This is a genomic window from Pseudomonas fluorescens (genome assembly GCF_003732425.1).
GTDB classification, from domain to species: domain Bacteria; phylum Pseudomonadota; class Gammaproteobacteria; order Pseudomonadales; family Pseudomonadaceae; genus Aquipseudomonas; species Aquipseudomonas fluorescens_BE.
Genome location: NZ_MOBX01000016.1, coordinates 270,343 through 285,979 on the forward strand (window position 1 = coordinate 270,343; position 15,637 = coordinate 285,979).

The 15,637-nt window shown below is 61.1% G+C and carries 16 protein-coding genes; 11 read left to right on the forward strand and 5 right to left on the reverse strand.

Going from position 1 to position 15,637, the window contains the following annotated elements:
* Positions 1–7 precede the first annotated feature (7 nt).
* The 4 genes from BK670_RS26890 to BK670_RS26905 all read left to right on the forward strand — a co-directional run bounded on the left by BK670_RS26890 (position 8) and on the right by BK670_RS26905 (position 4,752).
* Complete coding sequence (locus BK670_RS26890) at positions 8–1,354, forward strand: M16 family metallopeptidase (RefSeq protein ID WP_123454347.1); 1,347 nt, start codon at positions 8–10, stop codon at positions 1,352–1,354.
* On the forward strand, positions 1,344–2,837 hold the full coding sequence (locus BK670_RS26895; RefSeq protein WP_123454349.1) for a M16 family metallopeptidase: 1,494 nt from the start codon (positions 1,344–1,346) through the stop codon (positions 2,835–2,837). The genes BK670_RS26890 and BK670_RS26895 overlap by 11 nt, the downstream gene beginning before the upstream one ends.
* A 68-nt stretch (positions 2,838–2,905) precedes the next feature.
* Entirely contained in the window at positions 2,906–3,913 is a 1,008-nt protein-coding gene (locus BK670_RS26900) for a hydrolase (protein ID WP_259697595.1), read from the forward strand.
* Positions 3,910–4,752, forward strand: coding sequence for an AraC family transcriptional regulator (locus BK670_RS26905; protein WP_123455125.1), 843 nt, complete (start codon positions 3,910–3,912; stop codon positions 4,750–4,752). Before BK670_RS26900 ends, BK670_RS26905 begins: the two co-directional genes overlap by 4 nt.
* 102 nt (positions 4,753–4,854) lie before the next feature.
* Here the strand turns inward: BK670_RS26905 and BK670_RS26910 are convergent, their stop codons facing one another.
* Complete coding sequence (locus tag BK670_RS26910; protein ID WP_123454351.1) at positions 4,855–5,709, reverse strand: sulfurtransferase; 855 nt, start codon at positions 5,707–5,709, stop codon at positions 4,855–4,857.
* Between the two features lie 30 nt (positions 5,710–5,739).
* Complete coding sequence (locus tag BK670_RS26915; protein WP_007913599.1) at positions 5,740–6,411, reverse strand: TetR/AcrR family transcriptional regulator; 672 nt, start codon at positions 6,409–6,411, stop codon at positions 5,740–5,742.
* Positions 6,412–6,539: 128 nt separating this feature from the next.
* Here BK670_RS26915 and BK670_RS26920 point away from each other — a divergent pair, with 128 nt between their 5' ends.
* The 5 genes from BK670_RS26920 to BK670_RS26940 all read left to right on the forward strand — a co-directional run bounded on the left by BK670_RS26920 (position 6,540) and on the right by BK670_RS26940 (position 11,272).
* A complete protein-coding gene (locus BK670_RS26920; RefSeq protein WP_473086928.1) occupies positions 6,540–7,988 on the forward strand; it encodes a coniferyl aldehyde dehydrogenase in 1,449 nt (482 codons plus the stop codon).
* A 29-nt stretch (positions 7,989–8,017) separates the two neighbouring features.
* Complete coding sequence (locus BK670_RS26925) at positions 8,018–8,563, forward strand: twin-arginine translocation pathway signal protein (protein ID WP_123454355.1); 546 nt, start codon at positions 8,018–8,020, stop codon at positions 8,561–8,563.
* Between the two features lie 119 nt (positions 8,564–8,682).
* Positions 8,683–10,278 (forward strand): GMC family oxidoreductase, encoded by a 1,596-nt coding sequence (locus BK670_RS26930; RefSeq protein WP_123454357.1) that lies wholly within the window; start codon positions 8,683–8,685, stop codon positions 10,276–10,278.
* A 115-nt stretch (positions 10,279–10,393) separates the two neighbouring features.
* Positions 10,394–10,873 carry a pantetheine-phosphate adenylyltransferase gene (gene coaD / locus BK670_RS26935; RefSeq protein WP_003229157.1) on the forward strand — a complete coding sequence of 160 codons (480 nt, stop codon included), beginning with the start codon at positions 10,394–10,396 and terminating at the stop codon, positions 10,871–10,873.
* A 147-nt stretch (positions 10,874–11,020) separates the two neighbouring features.
* Positions 11,021–11,272: a YfhL family 4Fe-4S dicluster ferredoxin gene (locus BK670_RS26940; RefSeq protein ID WP_003195146.1), complete on the forward strand. Its 252-nt coding sequence runs from the start codon at positions 11,021–11,023 to the stop codon at positions 11,270–11,272.
* A 133-nt stretch (positions 11,273–11,405) separates the two neighbouring features.
* Here the strand turns inward: BK670_RS26940 and BK670_RS26945 are convergent, their stop codons facing one another.
* From BK670_RS26945 to BK670_RS26955, 3 genes are all read right to left on the reverse strand, one after another.
* Positions 11,406–11,729 (reverse strand): multidrug transporter, encoded by a 324-nt coding sequence (locus tag BK670_RS26945; RefSeq protein ID WP_123454359.1) that lies wholly within the window; start codon positions 11,727–11,729, stop codon positions 11,406–11,408.
* 69 nt (positions 11,730–11,798) lie between these two features.
* Entirely contained in the window at positions 11,799–12,611 is an 813-nt protein-coding gene (mutM, locus tag BK670_RS26950) for a bifunctional DNA-formamidopyrimidine glycosylase/DNA-(apurinic or apyrimidinic site) lyase (RefSeq protein WP_123454361.1), read from the reverse strand.
* Positions 12,612–12,623: 12 nt separating this feature from the next.
* A complete protein-coding gene (locus BK670_RS26955) occupies positions 12,624–13,436 on the reverse strand; it encodes an HDOD domain-containing protein (protein WP_185036839.1) in 813 nt (270 codons plus the stop codon).
* A 228-nt stretch (positions 13,437–13,664) separates the two neighbouring features.
* Between BK670_RS26955 and BK670_RS26960 the strand changes: the two genes are divergently transcribed.
* Together BK670_RS26960 and BK670_RS26965 are read left to right on the forward strand one after the other, a co-directional pair.
* The gene (locus BK670_RS26960) at positions 13,665–14,204 is read left to right on the forward strand and encodes a type 1 glutamine amidotransferase domain-containing protein (RefSeq protein ID WP_123454365.1); all 540 of its coding nucleotides are present in this window, start codon (positions 13,665–13,667) and stop codon (positions 14,202–14,204) included.
* A gap of 180 nt (positions 14,205–14,384) precedes the next feature.
* Positions 14,385–15,581 carry a class I SAM-dependent rRNA methyltransferase gene (locus BK670_RS26965; RefSeq protein WP_123454367.1) on the forward strand — a complete coding sequence of 399 codons (1,197 nt, stop codon included), beginning with the start codon at positions 14,385–14,387 and terminating at the stop codon, positions 15,579–15,581.
* Positions 15,582–15,637: the final 56 nt, after the last annotated feature.

Genomic DNA, 15,637 nt, shown 5'->3' on the forward strand with positions numbered 1-15,637 from the left:
TTCATGTATGGATACGTTATGCAGCAGGATGCTGCTCATTCTTGGCCTGGCGCCCTTGATGTCCCTGGCCGCCCCAACCCCAACGACTCATCAGTTCACCCTGGACAATGGTCTGCACGTGCTGGTGCGCGAAGACCATCGCGCGCCGCTGGTGACCTCGCAACTCTGGTTCAAGGTTGGCTCTGCCGACGAGCCACCGGGGTACAGCGGGTTATCGCACGCCCTCGAACACATGCTTTACAAGGGCAGCGCGAAAACCTGCGCCGGTGAAGCATCGGCGATTCTGCAAACCCTGGGCGCGCGGGAAAACGCGTTCACCAGCAAAGATGCCACGGCCTACTACCAGACGCTGACGCCACGTTATCTGGGGCTTGCGTTTGAGCTGATGGCCGACCTGATGTCGACCGCACACTTGCGCGCCTCGGACCTGATCCCGGAGATGGCAGTGATTCGTGAAGAGCGACGCTCGCGCACCGACGACAATGTCCAGAGCCTGGCATTTGAACGTCTCACCGCGGTAGCGCATCTGGCCAACAGCTATCGCACACCGATCCTTGGCTGGATGCATGACCTGCATCGGTTGAGTGCCGACGATCTGCGCCACTGGTATGAAACCCGCTATGCACCCGGCAATGCCACGCTGGTGGTGGTGGGTGATGTGACGCTCGATCAGGTCAAACCGCTGGTTGAGCGCTACTTTGGCAAGCTGGCGAAACGGCCCGTACCACCCGCCCTGCAGCCCCGGGAACTGACTGAGCCCGGTGAGCGCAAATTGACCCTGTACCTTCCCGTCCACACGCCGCGGCTGATCATGGTATTCAATGTGCCGGGGCTCGCCACGGCCGATCATCGCCGTAGTGTGGACGCCCTGCGCCTGATCGACATGCTGCTGGGCGGCAGCCACAGCGCACGCCTGCAAAAACGCCTGCACCTCACCGAGCAACTGTTCAGCGAGGTCGGCACCGCGTATGACCCGCTGACCCGTGGTGACAGCCTTCTGTCCCTGTCAGCAGACCTTGGCGGTGCCCATGCAGCCGATCTCGATACTGCCGAGAAACGGGTCTGGCAATTGATCGAAGAACTGCGCACCACTGCGCCCACAGCCGAGGAACTGGAGCGCGCACGTACACAATTGATCGCCAGGCACTTCTATCGCCAGGACTCCATCGTGGATCAGGCTCATGAGTTGGCCACACTGGAGAGTATCGGCCTGCCCTGGCAACTGATGGATCAGGAGGCTGACGCACTCGCACAAGTGACACCCGACGATATCCGGCAGACCGCAGCAACATTTCTGACCCGTGAACGCCTGACGGTGGCGCATGTGTTCAGGGAGGCCGGAAATGAGAAATGATTTCCTGCGCTCAGGCTACGCACTGCTCGGCCTCGTGATCGCTACCGGCCTCACAGGCCTTCAAGTACTGGCGAACACGGCACTGGTGGCGCCGGCAAACTTCCCTGCGCCACGCCTGCAATCGCTGCTGGATCTGGCACCCGACACCGGCACTGCGCGGGCGCTGTCGATCAAAGGCTGGAAAACCCTGACCGGCACCAAGGTGTTATTCATCCACACCACAGCGATGCCGATGTTCGATCTGCACGTCAGCTTCGCCGCCGGCAGCGCGCGGGACGGTGACATGCCGGGGCTCGCCGCTGCCACCATGAGCATGCTCACTGAAGGCGTGCCGGGCAAAGACTTGCCCGCCATTGTCGAGACCTTCGACGGCTTGGGTGCACAGCTGACAATGACCATTGATCATGACCGGGCCGACTTCGCTTTGCGCAGTTTGAGCCATGCGCAAAAACGGGCGCCCGCACTGGAGTTGCTTGCGCAGATCCTCGGTGAACCCTTGCTGACTGAGGGTGCGCTGAAGCGGGTGAAAAACGAGCTGCGGGACGAGCTCAACGCCAGATCGGTGGAGGCGGGCAATTCGCCCGAGCAAGCGATCAAAACAATGCTCGCGCCGCACAGTTCATGGTCGCTGCCGTTCTACGGCACTGAGCAGGGTTTGCAAACGGTGACCCGGGCAGCCGTACAAAACTTCCACCGACGCTTTTATCGCGCCAGTCATGCGCAAATCACACTGGTCGGTAGCCTGACGCTGGCGGAGGCAAAGGCGCTAAGCCTGCAAATCAGCGATGCCTTGCCGGTCATGTCAGCGGACACTCCCGCGACTCCCATGCCAACGCACGATCTTATCGGCACCGAAACGAGCCGGCATGAAGAGCAGTCATTGACTCAGACCCACCTGCTGCTCGGTCAGCCCAGCGTGTCGCGACAGCATCCGGACTATGCCGCGCTGTATGCCGCCAACCTGATTTTCGGAGGGTCACCCAATAGCCGACTGATGAACGCACTGCGAGAAAAGCACGGGCTGGTATACGACGCGTACTCGCAGAATACGACGTGGGCAACGGCAGGCTTGATGACCATTTCGCTGCAAGTCAGCGCGTCTCTGAGCCAGGCGGCGCTGGCGTTGACTGAAGCACTGTTCAGCGATTTTCTGCGTGATGGGCCGACGGAACAGGAAGTCGCCCAGATCAAGTTGCAAGTGGCCAACATGAGCGCACTGACCAGCGCCAGCAACAGACAGATCCTCCGGCAACTGGTGGCGATCAATCGCCATGATCTGCCACTTGATCTCGATTACACCGCGCAACAGGTGCAACGCCTGACACCCGGGATGATTCACGAGGCGCTGAACCGCCACTGGGCCGCTGACCGCTGGCGCAGAATGACGATCGGGGCAACCGTCGATCAGCAACCCCTGCCGACTCCGCCGGGCGGCCCCTCCCAGAGCATGTGTCGCGCCGAAGCAGGCTTTGTGGCAAGTTAGGTTACCCATTGAAAAGCGGAAGGCCTCCAGCGCCTGCCGCTTCGCGCAAGACCTTGTCGAGATCTGCCGTGCAACCCAGCTCACTGTCCCCCCACCCTCACTTCAATCCAGCCTTCGGTCTGGGCAATCCACACCTGCAAACCCTGTGGGGGCCGCTGTGGCGCAAAACCGTTCACCTTGATCGCCAGCGTGAGCGCCTGTGGCTTGAAGACGGTGATTTTCTCGACCTCGACTGGTACGGCCCGCACACGGTCGACGCCCCCCTGGTGTTGGTGCTGCATGGCCTGACCGGTTCCTCGAACTCACCTTACGTCGCCGGCATTCAAGCGGCGCTCGCCGCACAAGGCTGGGCCAGTGTCGCGCTGAACTGGCGCGGTTGCTCGGGCGAGCCCAATCTGCTGCCGCGTAGTTATCACTCCGGCGCCAGCGAAGACCTCGCCGAAGCCATTCGGCACCTGCGTGCCCGGCGACCGATGGCACCGTTGTATGCGGTCGGCTATTCCCTTGGCGGCAATGTGCTTCTCAAACATCTCGGTGAAGCCGGCAGTGCAAGTGGGGTACGCGGCGCGGTGGCCGTGTCGGTGCCGTTTCGCCTCGACCAATGCGCTGATCGCATCGGCCAGGGATTTTCCAGGGTTTATCAGGCGCACTTCATGCGCGAGATGGTCGCTTACATCAAGAACAAGCAACGCCAGTTCCAGCACGACGGACGCGACGATGGCGTGGCGGCCCTGGCGGCACTCGGTTCACTGGAAAACATGCGCACCTTCTGGGATTTCGACGGCCGAGTGACTGCGCCATTGCACGGCTTCAGCGATGCCGAGGATTACTACCGTCGCGCGTCGAGCCGTTACTTTCTCGCTGAGATCCGCACGCCGACCCTGATCATTCAAGCAGCGGACGATCCGTTCGTGTTCCCGCACAGCTTGCCGCAGGCCAGTGAGTTGTCGCCGTCGACCGCTTTCGAATTGCAGGCCCGCGGCGGGCATGTCGGCTTCGTCGACGGCTCGATTGGTCAGCCCGGTTATTACCTGGAACGCCGCATCCCCCAGTGGCTGGCCAACCTGCCGTCATGATCAATCAAGGCGAGTCGATTCGATTCTGGCAAACAGCGCCGCTGGCCGGGGTCGAGTTGTTGTCGGCGCGCTATATCGAGCAGCGTTTCGCCCCGCATGTCCACGATGGATTCGTGATCGGCATGATCATGGCCGGCGCGCAGCGTTATCGCTATCGCGGCGCCGAGCATCTGGCCGGCAGCGGTACGCTGGTGTTGATCAATCCGGACGAGTTGCACACCGGGCACAAGGGCACCGAGGATGGCTGGCGGTATCGGGCGTTCTATCCCGACACCGCGCAAATCGTTTCGCTGCTGGATGAGCTGGAACTGTCCACCACCAACCTGCCGGCGTTCGGCGCCACGCTGTATCGCGATGCGGATCTGGTCAACGGGTTTGCGCAATTGCACCGCTTGCTCGAAAGCCCGGCCACCGCGCTGCAACAGCAAACGCTGTGGCGCGAGATGATGTTGCTGCTGTTGCAGCGCCATGCGGCAGTGCCAGTGCCCGGTCGAACCGGCAAGGAACACCGCGCGGTGCTGTTGGGCAAAGAACTGTTGCACGCGCAACTGGCGGCGCCACCGTCACTGGAAGAACTGGCGGCGGCGGTCAATCTGTCGCCGTTCCATTTCGCCCGGGTGTTCCGCCGCGCGACCGGCATGCCGCCGCACACTTGGTTGATGCAACAGCGCATCGCCCAGGCTCGCGCACTCCTGCAGCACGGCTGCTTGCCGGTGGAAGTCGCCACGCAACTGGGATTCGCCGATCAGAGCCATTTGAGCCGGCAGTTCAAGCAGGCTTATGGCGTCGGGCCCGCCGCCTACCGTAGCGCCCGGCAGTTTCCTTCAGACACCGAATAACCAATGAGGGAGCGAGCCTGCTCGCGAAAGCGGTGGTTCACTCAACATTCATGCCGAATGGTCCGACGCCTTCGCGAGCAGGCTCGCTCCCACAGGTATTGATTATTCGCCCGTGGCGATACCGCGCGAAGGCTCGTTGATCCACTCACTCCACGATCCGGCATACAACGATCCCAACGGATAACCCGCCAGGCACAGGGCAAACAGGTTGTGACACGCCGTCACGCCAGAACCGCAATACGCAACCAGATCCGCTGGCGAACGCTCACCGAGCTTGGCGGCAAAACGCTGCTTGAGCTGATCCGCGGGCAGGAATCGCCCATCGCTGCCGAGGTTGTCGGTGAACGCCGCGCATTGCGCGCCCGGAATATGCCCGGCAACCGGATCAATCGGCTCGACCTCGCCTTTGAAACGCGGCAAAGCCCGGGCATCGATCAACGTCAGCGCCGGTTGCCCGAGCCGCTGTTGCAGTTGCTCGGCGCTGAGCAGCAGGCTCATGTCCGGCTGACCACTGAAAGTGCCGCGACTGACCGTCGGTGCATCCAGGCTCAGCGGCAGCCCCGCCGCATGCCACGCCTTGAGTCCGCCATCGAGAATGCACACGCCATCACGCTTGCCCAGCCATGCCAGCAACCACCACGCCCGCGCGGCGTAGGCACCGGGGCCGTCGTCATACAGCACCACATCGCTGTCAGGGTTGATGCCCCAGGCTTGCAGACGCTCGATCAACGCCGCCGGCTCGGGCAACGGATGACGACCGGTCACGCCTTTGACCACGGTGCCGCTGAGGTCACGCTCCAGATCGGCGAAGCTCGCCCCGGCAATGTGCCCTTCGGCATAGCTGCGCTGACCGTAGTCCGGGTCTTCGAGGGCAAAACGACAATCGAGAATCACCAGCCCCGGCTGCGCCTTGCGGGCATCCAGTGCTTCGGGGCTGATCAGTTGCGCAATCGGCATAACGGGCTCCTGGGATTTCAACAGAATTGTTTATTTCACGTCTTCGAGGGCCTGGGCCAGCGGCACGTAGAACTCCTCGAACAACGCATTGACCTCGTCACGCGCCTGCTCGGTGACAAACCCGGCTTCCAGCACCAGCACCTGATACACGCCACGTTTAATGGCTTGCTCACTGAGGTGGTTGGAGTTTTCGCGGGTGGTGCACAGGAAGCGCACCCAGGACGTCAGGATGATCCAGGCATTGAGGGTCAGGGATTCGATCTGCACGCGATCCATATCGAGAATCCCGGCGGCAACAAAACCTTCGTAGATCGCGGCGCCTTGAATCACGCAGCGCTGTGAGAAGCGCCGATAACGGGCGGCCAACTCTGGATCGCTGTCGAGCAGATGCTCGAGATCGCGGTGCAGAAAACGGTAGCGCCACATCGCTGAGAGCAATTCCTTGAGATAGAACCGCTTGTCCTCGACCGTCGCCGCGCGCCCCTGCGGCGGGCGCAAAAAGCTGTCCACGAGGCTTTCGTACTCACTGAACAACACGGCGATGATCGCCTGCTTGTTGGGGAAGTGGTAGTACAGATTGCCCGGAGAAATCTCCATGTGGGCGGCAATGTGATTGGTGCTGATGCTGCGCTCGCCCTGCTGATTGAACAGCTCAAGGCTGTTCAGCACGATACGCTCGCTGGTTTTTATTCGTGGGGCCATGGCTTGAGCTTTAATTCAGAGTGCGTTGGGGGGCATCTTACGACCTAACCGGAAATGGATAAAACACTGCTGTGCAAGGAAGTCATTTGACTTTCTAGAGCATAGACTCTAAAAAGTTCATCACTACAATAAATCCGGAGCAGACCATGACTGCCGACGTTGCTTACCTGCAAACGCTGCAACAACCGCTGGCCGAACTGGACCGGTTGTTCGAGGCGCAGCGGGCTGCGTATGCCGCCAACCCGATGCCGCCCGCCGCCCAGCGCCGGCAATGGCTCAAGGCACTGAGTGATTTGCTCAGCAACGAGCGTCAGGCATTGATCGAGGCGATCAGCTCCGATTTCAGCCATCGCAGTGCCGATGAAACCCTGCTCGCCGAGCTGATGCCGAGCCTGCACGGTATTCATTACGCCAGCCGCCATCTCAAGGGCTGGATGAAAGCCTCGCGACGCAAGGTCGGTATGGCGTTCCAGCCGGCCTCGGCGAAAGTGGTGTATCAGCCACTCGGTGTGGTTGGCGTCATCGTGCCGTGGAACTACCCGTTGTACCTGGCCGTCGGTCCGCTGGTCGGCGCCTTGGCAGCGGGTAACCGGGTGATGCTCAAACTCAGCGAATCAACCCCCGCCACCGGACTATTGCTCAAGGAATTACTGGCGCGGATCTTCCCCGAAGACCTGGTCTGCGTGGTGCTCGGTGAAGCCGACATCGGCGTGGCGTTCTCGCGCCTGCGCTTCGACCACTTGCTGTTCACCGGCGCCACCAGCATCGGCAAACACGTGATGCGCGCCGCCGCCGAAAACCTGACCCCGGTCACCCTGGAACTGGGCGGCAAGTCGCCAGCCATCGTCTCCCGCGATGTGCCGCTCAAAGATGCCGCCGAGCGCATCGCCTTTGGTAAAACCCTCAACGCCGGCCAGACCTGCGTTGCACCGGATTACGTGCTGGTGCCGGAAGATCGGGTCGGCGCTTTCGTCGAAGCCTATCGCCAGGCCGTGCAGGGTTTTTACCCGACACTGACCGACAATCCGGACTACACGGCGATCATCAACGAACGCCAACTGGCGCGGCTCAACGGCTACGTCAGCGACGCCACCAGCAAGGGCGCGCTGTTGATTCCGCTGTTCGAGCAAGCTCAGGGCCGACGCATGCCGCACAGCGTGCTGCTGAATGTCAGCGACGAGATGACGGTGATGCAGGACGAAATCTTCGGCCCGCTGTTGCCGATCGTGCCGTATCAGGATCTGGAGCAGGCATTTGCTTACATCAATCAGCGGCCACGTCCTCTGGCTCTTTACTACTTTGGCTACGACAAACGCGAACAGAACCGTGTGCTGCACGAAACCCATTCCGGCGGTGTGTGCCTGAACGACACCTTGCTGCACGTTGCTCAGGACGATATGCCGTTCGGCGGCATTGGTGCTTCCGGCATGGGCCACTACCACGGCCACGAAGGCTTCCTGACCTTCAGCAAAGCCAAGGGCGTGCTGATTAAACAGCGCTTCAACGCGGCCAGGCTGATTTACCCGCCCTACGGCAAATCGATTCAGAAACTGATCCAGAAGCTGTTCATTCGCTAAACACTTGTCACCGCCGGGTAATAAAAACAATGCACCCAAGCCTGACCGAAACACCCACCCTGTCACGCCGTGGCCTGCTGAAGTTCAGCCTCGGCGCCACGGCGTTCCTCGCCACCGCCGGACTCGGCGCCAGCCTCAGCGGCTGCTCGTCGAGCGTCGCGGCCAACGGTTTCGTGTCGTTGCGCGACGGCGACCTGCTGTTTCTGCGCGCGCTGATTCCGGTGATGCTCGACGGCGCCGTGGCGGCGGAAAAGATGCCGGCCGCCGTCGATGGCACGCTCAAGTCGTTGGACGACAGTCTCGATCACCTCTCGCCGGAAATGCTCAAACTGACCCGGCAACTGTTCGACGTACTCGGCATGGCGGTGACGCGCGGGCCGCTCACCGGGATCTGGGGCAGTTGGGAAAACGCCAGTGCCGAGGCCATGCGGCATTTCCTTGATCGCTGGGAAAACAGCTCATTGAGTTTGCTGCGCATGGGGCACAGCTCGTTGCAGCAGATGGTGATGATGGCCTGGTACACCCGCGCGGAGTCCTGGGCGCATTGCGGTTATCCCGGCCCGCCCACGGTCTGAAACCGTATCGCCCCCTTCGCGAGCAGGCTCGCTCCCACCTTTGCAATGCATTCCCCTGTAGGAGCGAGCCTGCTCGCGATGAGGCCCGCCATAACAACAAAAACAAGAGAACCTGATCGATGCCCGTACCCGACCCGTTCCGCGAAGGCCTCGCCCGAGGCTGGAAAACCTACAACGGCGCCCAGTTGAGCGACGACCTCACCCTTGAGGCCGACGTGGCCATCATCGGCAGCGGCGCCGGTGGCGGCACCACGGCGGAAATCCTCAGCGCCGCCGGCTACAAAGTCTTGCTGATCGAAGAGGGGCCGCTGAAAACCAGCTCCGACTTCAAAATGCTTGAAGACAAGGCCTACAGCAGCCTCTATCAGGAAGGCATCGGCCGCATGAGCAAGGACGGCGCGATCACCATCCTGCAGGGTCGCGCAGTCGGCGGGACGACGCTGATCAACTGGACGTCCAGTTTCCGTACCCCGGCTCCGACCCTCGAACACTGGGCCAAGGAACACAACGTCAAAGGCCACAGCCCTGCCGAGATGGCGCCGTGGTTCGAGAAAATGGAGCAGCGCCTCGGCGTCGCCCCGTGGATGGTGCCACCCAACGCCAACAACGACGTGATCCGCAAAGGCTGCGAGCAACTTGGCTATAGCTGGCACGTGATCCCGCGTAACGTGCGCGGCTGCTGGAACCTCGGCTATTGCGGCATGGGTTGTCCGACCAACGCCAAGCAATCGATGATGGTCACGACCATTCCGGCGACGCTGGAAAAGGGCGGCGAGCTGCTGTATCTGGCCCGCGCGGAGAAACTGCTGATCAACGGCGACAAAGTCACTGGCCTGCAATGCGTGGCGATGGATGAACGTTGCGTCGCGCCGACCGGACGCAAAATCACCGTCAAGGCGAGGCATTACGTGTTGGCCGGCGGCGGCATCAACAGCCCGGCGCTGCTGTTGCGGTCGGACGCTGCGGACCCGCATAAAACCTTGGGTAAACGCACTTTCCTGCACCCGGTGAACATGTCCGCCGCGCGCTTCGACGAGGTCATCAACCCGTTTTACGGGGCGCCGCAGTCGATCTACTCCGACCATTTCCAGTGGAAGGACGGCACCACCGGGCCGATGGCCTTCAAACTCGAAGTACCACCGCTGCATCCGGCGCTGGCGGCCACCCTGCTCGGCGGCTTTGGCGCAGAAAGCGCGCAACATATGGCGGACCTGCCGCACACCCATGCCATGCTGGCCTTGCTGCGTGACGGGTTTCACCCGGACAGTACGGGCGGTGCAGTCGAGTTGCGTGGCGATGGTTCGCCGGTGCTCGACTATCAGGTCTCACCCTACGCCTGGGAAGGCTTGCGCCGGGCCTTTCACGTCATGGCCGAAATCCAGTTCGCCGGCGGCGCAAAATCGGTGATGCCGATGCACGCCGACGCCCGTTACGTGAACACCCTAGCCGAGGCCCGCACGCTGATCGATGGTTTGAGCCTTGAGCTGTACCGTACGCGTCTGGGCAGCGCGCATGTCATGGGCGGCTGCGCGATGGGCGAAGACCCGAAAAGCGCAGTCACCGACAGTCTCGGCCGGCATCATCAACTGGCTAATCTGTCGATCCACGACGGCTCGCTGTTTCCCACCAGCATCGGCGCCAACCCGCAGCTATCGGTGTATGGCCTGACCGCGCAACTGGCGACTTCTCTCGCCGATCGGTTGAGAAACCCGTGAAAAAACCGATTAATCGCCTCGTCTATAGTGCTTTCTTACCCAACAGGCGACTTGGCCGACCGGGACGGCTGCGATACCATCCGACTCCCCAACGGACTCCCGCCAGGACGACGCGATGAACCGAGTGTTGTACCCAGGTACCTTCGACCCTATTACCAAGGGCCATGGCGATCTGGTCGAACGCGCCTCGCGCCTGTTCGACCACGTGATTATTGCGGTCGCTGCCAGCCCGAAGAAAAACCCGCTGTTCCCGCTGGAACAACGGGTCGAACTGGCTCGCGAGGTCACCAAACACCTGCCAAACGTGGAAGTGGTCGGCTTCTCGACGCTGCTGGCGCACTTCGCCAAAGAGCAGAACGCCAATGTGTTCCTGCGCGGTCTGCGTGCGGTGTCGGACTTCGAATACGAATTCCAGCTGGCCAACATGAACCGTCAATTGGCCCCGGATGTGGAGAGCCTGTTTCTCACCCCATCCGAGCGTTATTCGTTCATTTCCTCGACGCTGGTGCGGGAAATTGCCGCGCTGGGCGGCGATATCAGCAAGTTCGTCCACCCGGCCGTGGCCGACGCACTGACCCTACGCTTCAAAAAGTAGGAGCTGCCGAAGGCTGCGATCTTTTGCTTTTAAAAGATTGCGGTCTCGTGCCCTTGATCGCAGCCGCGTGCACTGCGCTCGCCAATGCGGCACAATTGCGCGCATTGATTTATAGCGCCCGGGCCTACCGCCCCGGCTGGAGTTAGCATGTCCCTGATCATCACCGACGATTGCATCAACTGCGACGTCTGCGAACCCGAGTGCCCGAACGCCGCCATCTCCCAAGGCGAAGAGATCTATGTGATCGACCCGAACCTGTGCACCCAGTGCGTCGGCCACTACGACGAACCACAATGCCAGCAGGTCTGCCCGGTGGATTGCATTCCACTGGACGAAGCGCATCCGGAAACTGAAGAACAGTTGATGGAGAAATACCGCAAGATTACCGGCAAGGCCTGATTAAACAGCTTTATAGCGCTCTTTCGGGCCTCTTCGCGGGAAGGCTCGCTCCCACATTGGAATGCATTTCAAATTGTGGGAGCGAGCCTGCTCGCGAAAGGGCCATCAGCTTCTGCGCAAATCCCTGATCAGCTCACTCACGCTGCTCAAACCCCTCCCCCGTACACCCCAGACAGCGCACAAACGCCGCTTTCGCCGGATCGACCACCAACGCCTGCCCAGCATCACCAATCCCGCCACCCAGTGCGGTAAACGGCAACGACACGACAAACGCCCCCGCACCGATCACCGTCGCCACCACCAATAAAGGTCGGGCAATCAGCAAGTCGCCGAGCATGGCGTAGGCCGGTGGATTCTGGAGGGTGTAGCGCGGGTCACCGCTGCCGTTTTCCGAGGCCTGAACCGCCAGACTGGAACACAGCAGCAGCGCAATAACGAGGACTTGCAAGGACTTCATGGCACGATCCTTCGGGCTGAACAGTGAGACCACTCACTATAGACCGTAGGACTTTTTCAGCTTTTTGCCTCAGGTCTGGCAGCGCGGGCAAAACACACTGGCGCGCTGACCCAGCTTCACTTCTCGCAAACCGGTGCCGCAGACCTTGCAGTGTTCACCACCACGGCCGTAGACAAACAGTTCCTGCTGGAAATAGCCCGGCTGGCCGTCGCCGCCAATGAAATCTCGCAACGTCGTGCCACCACGCTCGATGGCGGCGGCCAGAATGCGTTTGATCTCGATCGCCAGCTTCAGATATCGCGCCCGGGAAATGCCCCCGGCCTCGCGGCGCGGATCGATCCCGGCGGCAAACAACGCTTCGGTCGCATAAATATTGCCGACCCCGACCACCACTGCGTTGTCCATGATGAACGGCTTGACCGCCATCGACCGCCCGCGCGATAGCTGAAACAAGCGCTCGCCATCGAACAGATCGGTGAGTGGCTCAGGCCCCAAGCGAATCAGCAGTTCATGATTGAGAGGGTCGTTGCTCCACAACATCGCACCGAACCGGCGCGGATCGGTGTAGCGCAGCGCCAGCCCCGACTCCAGTTCGATATCTACGTGTTCATGCTTGAGCGCCGGCAAACCGACTTCGACCAGACGCAAATTGCCCGACATGCCCAAATGGCTGATCAGCGTGCCGACTTCGGCGTTGATCAGCAGATACTTGGCGCGGCGCTCGACCAGCACGATGCGCTGCCCCGACAGGCGCACATCGAGGTCGTCGGGGATCGGCCAGCGCAGCCGCCGGTCACGCACGATCACCCGACTGACACGCTGGCCTTCCAGGTGCGGGGCAATCCCGCGACGGGTGGTTTCGACTTCCGGCAGTTCAGGCATAGGGTCCTCGAATCAATGCGCGCCGAGGTCGCGGATCGTCTGTTTGAGGGTTTCGAAGTCGTAATCCGACAGCCCTACGTAATCGAGTACCAACGGCCCGACGGCGTTCCATTCAAAATCTTCGGTCTGGTTGCCCAACACGCGGTAAGACGCACAAATGTGCTCGGCCATCTTCAGGATCGCCAGCAGGTTTTTCAGCTGACTGTTGCGCGAAGACTCATCGTTGAAAATTGCCAAGGCGTTGTGGTGATTGGCGATCGCCGCGCTGACATGCTCCGGCAGGCGCCAGGACTTGGCGGTGTAGTAGCCGACCACGGCGTGGTTAGTGTTGAACTCGCTGTTCTCGGTGTCGACGACACGACATTCGGCGCTGGCATTGGCGTAGGCCGTTTCCAGCACCGACATATAGTTAGGAAAGCGCTGCAGCATCAGCGGCACGCCACAGTCGTGGAACAGACCCAAGGCATACGCCTCATCGCCGGCCTGAGTGCCGATACGCTTGGCCAGAGTCAGGCAGGTCATCGCCACGTCCTGGGCGGTGTCCCAGAAACGGTTGAGGGTGACGATGGTGTCGTCGTTCATCTCGCCCTTGATCGACTGCGCGTTGATCAGGTTGATGATCGAACGGCTGCCCAACAGGTTCACCGCACGCTGGATCGAGGTGATCTTGTTGCTCAGGCCGTAATACGGCGAGTTGACGATTTTCAGCAGCGAGCCGGACAGGCCGGGATCCTGGGAGATCAGCCTGGCGATCACCTCCAGGTCCGGGTCGGGCATGTACTGCTCCATTTGCAGATCCACCATGATCTGCGGTTGCGCAGGCACGCTGATGCCTTGCAGCGATTGTTGAATCTGTTCGGTGGTCAGCTCTTGGGACATAAGTACACACTCTGGGACAGGCGGCGATTCTAACCTCTAAAAACCGCACAACGACACACCAGTGGGCAATTGTCAGGAACTTTCATTCACGCCCAGGCTTCGGAATCTGTAATGCCCAACGGGTCACTCCGGCCCATTGCGGCGGCAAACTCCCACAGACTCAGGAGCTTATCGATGGCCACTTCCCTCAACGGCAAACGCGTCGCCATTTTAGTAACAGACGGTTTCGAACAGGTCGAACTGACCGGTCCCAAGCAGGCACTGGAGCAAGCGGGCGCGCAAGTCGACATCCTTTCCGCCGAGGCCGGCAAGGTCAAAGGCTGGAACCACGACAAACCGGCGGACGACTTCGAGGTCGACCAGACTTTCCAGAGCGCCAGCAGCGAGCAGTACGACGCGATCGTCCTGCCGGGCGGCGTGCAGAACTCCGACACCATCCGCATCGATCAGGACGCCCAGCACCTGGTCAAGACTGGCGCGTCTGCCGGCAAACCGATAGCGGTGATCTGCCACGGCGGCTGGCTGCTGATTTCCGCCGGACTGGTTAACGGCAAGACCATGACCAGTTACAAAACGCTCAAGGATGACCTGGTGAATGCCGGGGCCAACTGGGTCGATAAAGAAGTGGTCAAGGACGGTCACCTGATCAGCAGCCGTCAGCCGGATGATATTCCGGCATTCAGCAAGGAGCTGATCAACGCACTGTCTGCGTAGTACTCACAACCGCCTTCGCAAGCAGGTCGAATCGTCGCTCCCACATGGGTCTTGTGTCAGTCACAAATCCCCTGTGGGAGCGAGCCTGCTCGCGAAGAGGCCATCAGCGTTTCATCGCTCATCAAACCCGGCACAAGTCGCAACACGCTATACTCCCGCTCTTTTTTCCGGAGCGACGTCATGTCCCTGCCTAGCTTGCGCCTCAAAGCCAACGCCGACCGTCGCCTGCGCGCCGGTCACCTGTGGGTCTACAGCAACGAAATCGATGTAGCCGCCACGCCGCTGCACGGCTTCCACGCCGGTGACCAGGCCATCCTCGAAGCCGCCGGCGGCAAGCCGTTGGGCATCGTGGCGATGAGCCCGAACAACCTGATCTGCGCCCGCCTGCTGTCGCGCGACATTAAAGTTGCGCTGGACAAATCGCTGCTGGTGCACCGTCTGAACGTAGCCCTGTCGCTGCGCGAGCGCCTGTTCGACAAACCGTTCTACCGTCTGGTCTACGGTGATTCCGACCTGTTGCCAGGCCTGGTCGTTGACCGTTTCGGCGACATCCTTGTGGTGCAGATCGCCTCGGCGACCATGGAAGCGCATAAAGATGACGTGATCGCGGCCCTGACCCAAGTGCTCAAGCCAAGCGGCATCCTGTTCAAGAACGACTCCGCCGCCCGTGATGCCGAAGGCCTCAATCGCTACGTCGAAACCGTGTTCGGCCTGGTTCCGGAGTGGGTGGCGCTGGAAGAGAACGGCGTGAAGTTCGAAGCTCCGGTCATTCAGGGTCAGAAAACCGGCTGGTTCTACGACCACCGTATGAACCGTGCACGCCTGGCCCCCTATGCCAAAGGCAAACGCGTCCTCGACCTCTATAGCTACATCGGAGGCTGGGGCGTGCAGGCTGCGGCGTTCGGCGCCAGCGAAGTGTTCTGCGTCGATGCCTCGGCTTTCGCCCTCGACGGTGTTGAACGCAACGCCGCGCTGAACGGTTTCGCCGACAAGATGACCTGCATCGAAGGCGACGTCTTCGAAGCCCTGAAAGAACTGAAAGCCAGCGAAGAGCGCTTCGACGTGATCGTGGCCGACCCGCCAGCGTTCATCAAACGCAAGAAAGACATGAAAAACGGCGAAGGCGCCTACCGTCGCCTGAACGAGCAAGCCATGCGCCTGCTCAACAAGGACGGCATCCTGGTCAGCGCGTCGTGCTCGATGCACTTGCCGGAAGATGACCTGCAGAACATTCTGCTGACCAGCGCCCGTCATCTGGATCGCAATATCCAGCTGCTCGAGCGTGGCGGCCAGGGCCCGGATCACCCGGTGCACCCTGCCATCGCCGAAACCCGCTACATCAAGAGCATCACCTGCCGCCTGCTGCCCAACAGCTGATTTCGCGGATAACGGGGAGCCAGCAGGCTCCCCGTTTTGGTTTCAGGCACCGCCCT

What these genes read in the sequence shown, in the direction of transcription:
- BK670_RS26890 (WP_123454347.1), top strand. Translation starts at nt 8, where the DNA reads ATGGATACGTTATGCAGCAGGATGCTGCTCATTCTTGGCCTGGCGCCC.
- BK670_RS26895 (WP_123454349.1), top strand. Translation starts at nt 1,344, where the DNA reads ATGAGAAATGATTTCCTGCGCTCAGGCTACGCACTGCTCGGCCTCGTG.
- BK670_RS26905 (WP_123455125.1), top strand. Translation starts at nt 3,910, where the DNA reads ATGATCAATCAAGGCGAGTCGATTCGATTCTGGCAAACAGCGCCGCTG.
- BK670_RS26910 (WP_123454351.1), bottom strand. Translation starts at nt 5,709, where the DNA reads ATGCCGATTGCGCAACTGATCAGCCCCGAAGCACTGGATGCCCGCAAG.
- BK670_RS26915 (WP_007913599.1), bottom strand. Translation starts at nt 6,411, where the DNA reads ATGGCCCCACGAATAAAAACCAGCGAGCGTATCGTGCTGAACAGCCTT.
- BK670_RS26925 (WP_123454355.1), top strand. Translation starts at nt 8,018, where the DNA reads ATGCACCCAAGCCTGACCGAAACACCCACCCTGTCACGCCGTGGCCTG.
- BK670_RS26930 (WP_123454357.1), top strand. Translation starts at nt 8,683, where the DNA reads ATGCCCGTACCCGACCCGTTCCGCGAAGGCCTCGCCCGAGGCTGGAAA.
- coaD (WP_003229157.1), top strand. Translation starts at nt 10,394, where the DNA reads ATGAACCGAGTGTTGTACCCAGGTACCTTCGACCCTATTACCAAGGGC.
- BK670_RS26940 (WP_003195146.1), top strand. Translation starts at nt 11,021, where the DNA reads ATGTCCCTGATCATCACCGACGATTGCATCAACTGCGACGTCTGCGAA.
- BK670_RS26945 (WP_123454359.1), bottom strand. Translation starts at nt 11,729, where the DNA reads ATGAAGTCCTTGCAAGTCCTCGTTATTGCGCTGCTGCTGTGTTCCAGT.
- mutM (WP_123454361.1), bottom strand. Translation starts at nt 12,611, where the DNA reads ATGCCTGAACTGCCGGAAGTCGAAACCACCCGTCGCGGGATTGCCCCG.
- BK670_RS26960 (WP_123454365.1), top strand. Translation starts at nt 13,665, where the DNA reads ATGGCCACTTCCCTCAACGGCAAACGCGTCGCCATTTTAGTAACAGAC.
- BK670_RS26965 (WP_123454367.1), top strand. Translation starts at nt 14,385, where the DNA reads ATGTCCCTGCCTAGCTTGCGCCTCAAAGCCAACGCCGACCGTCGCCTG.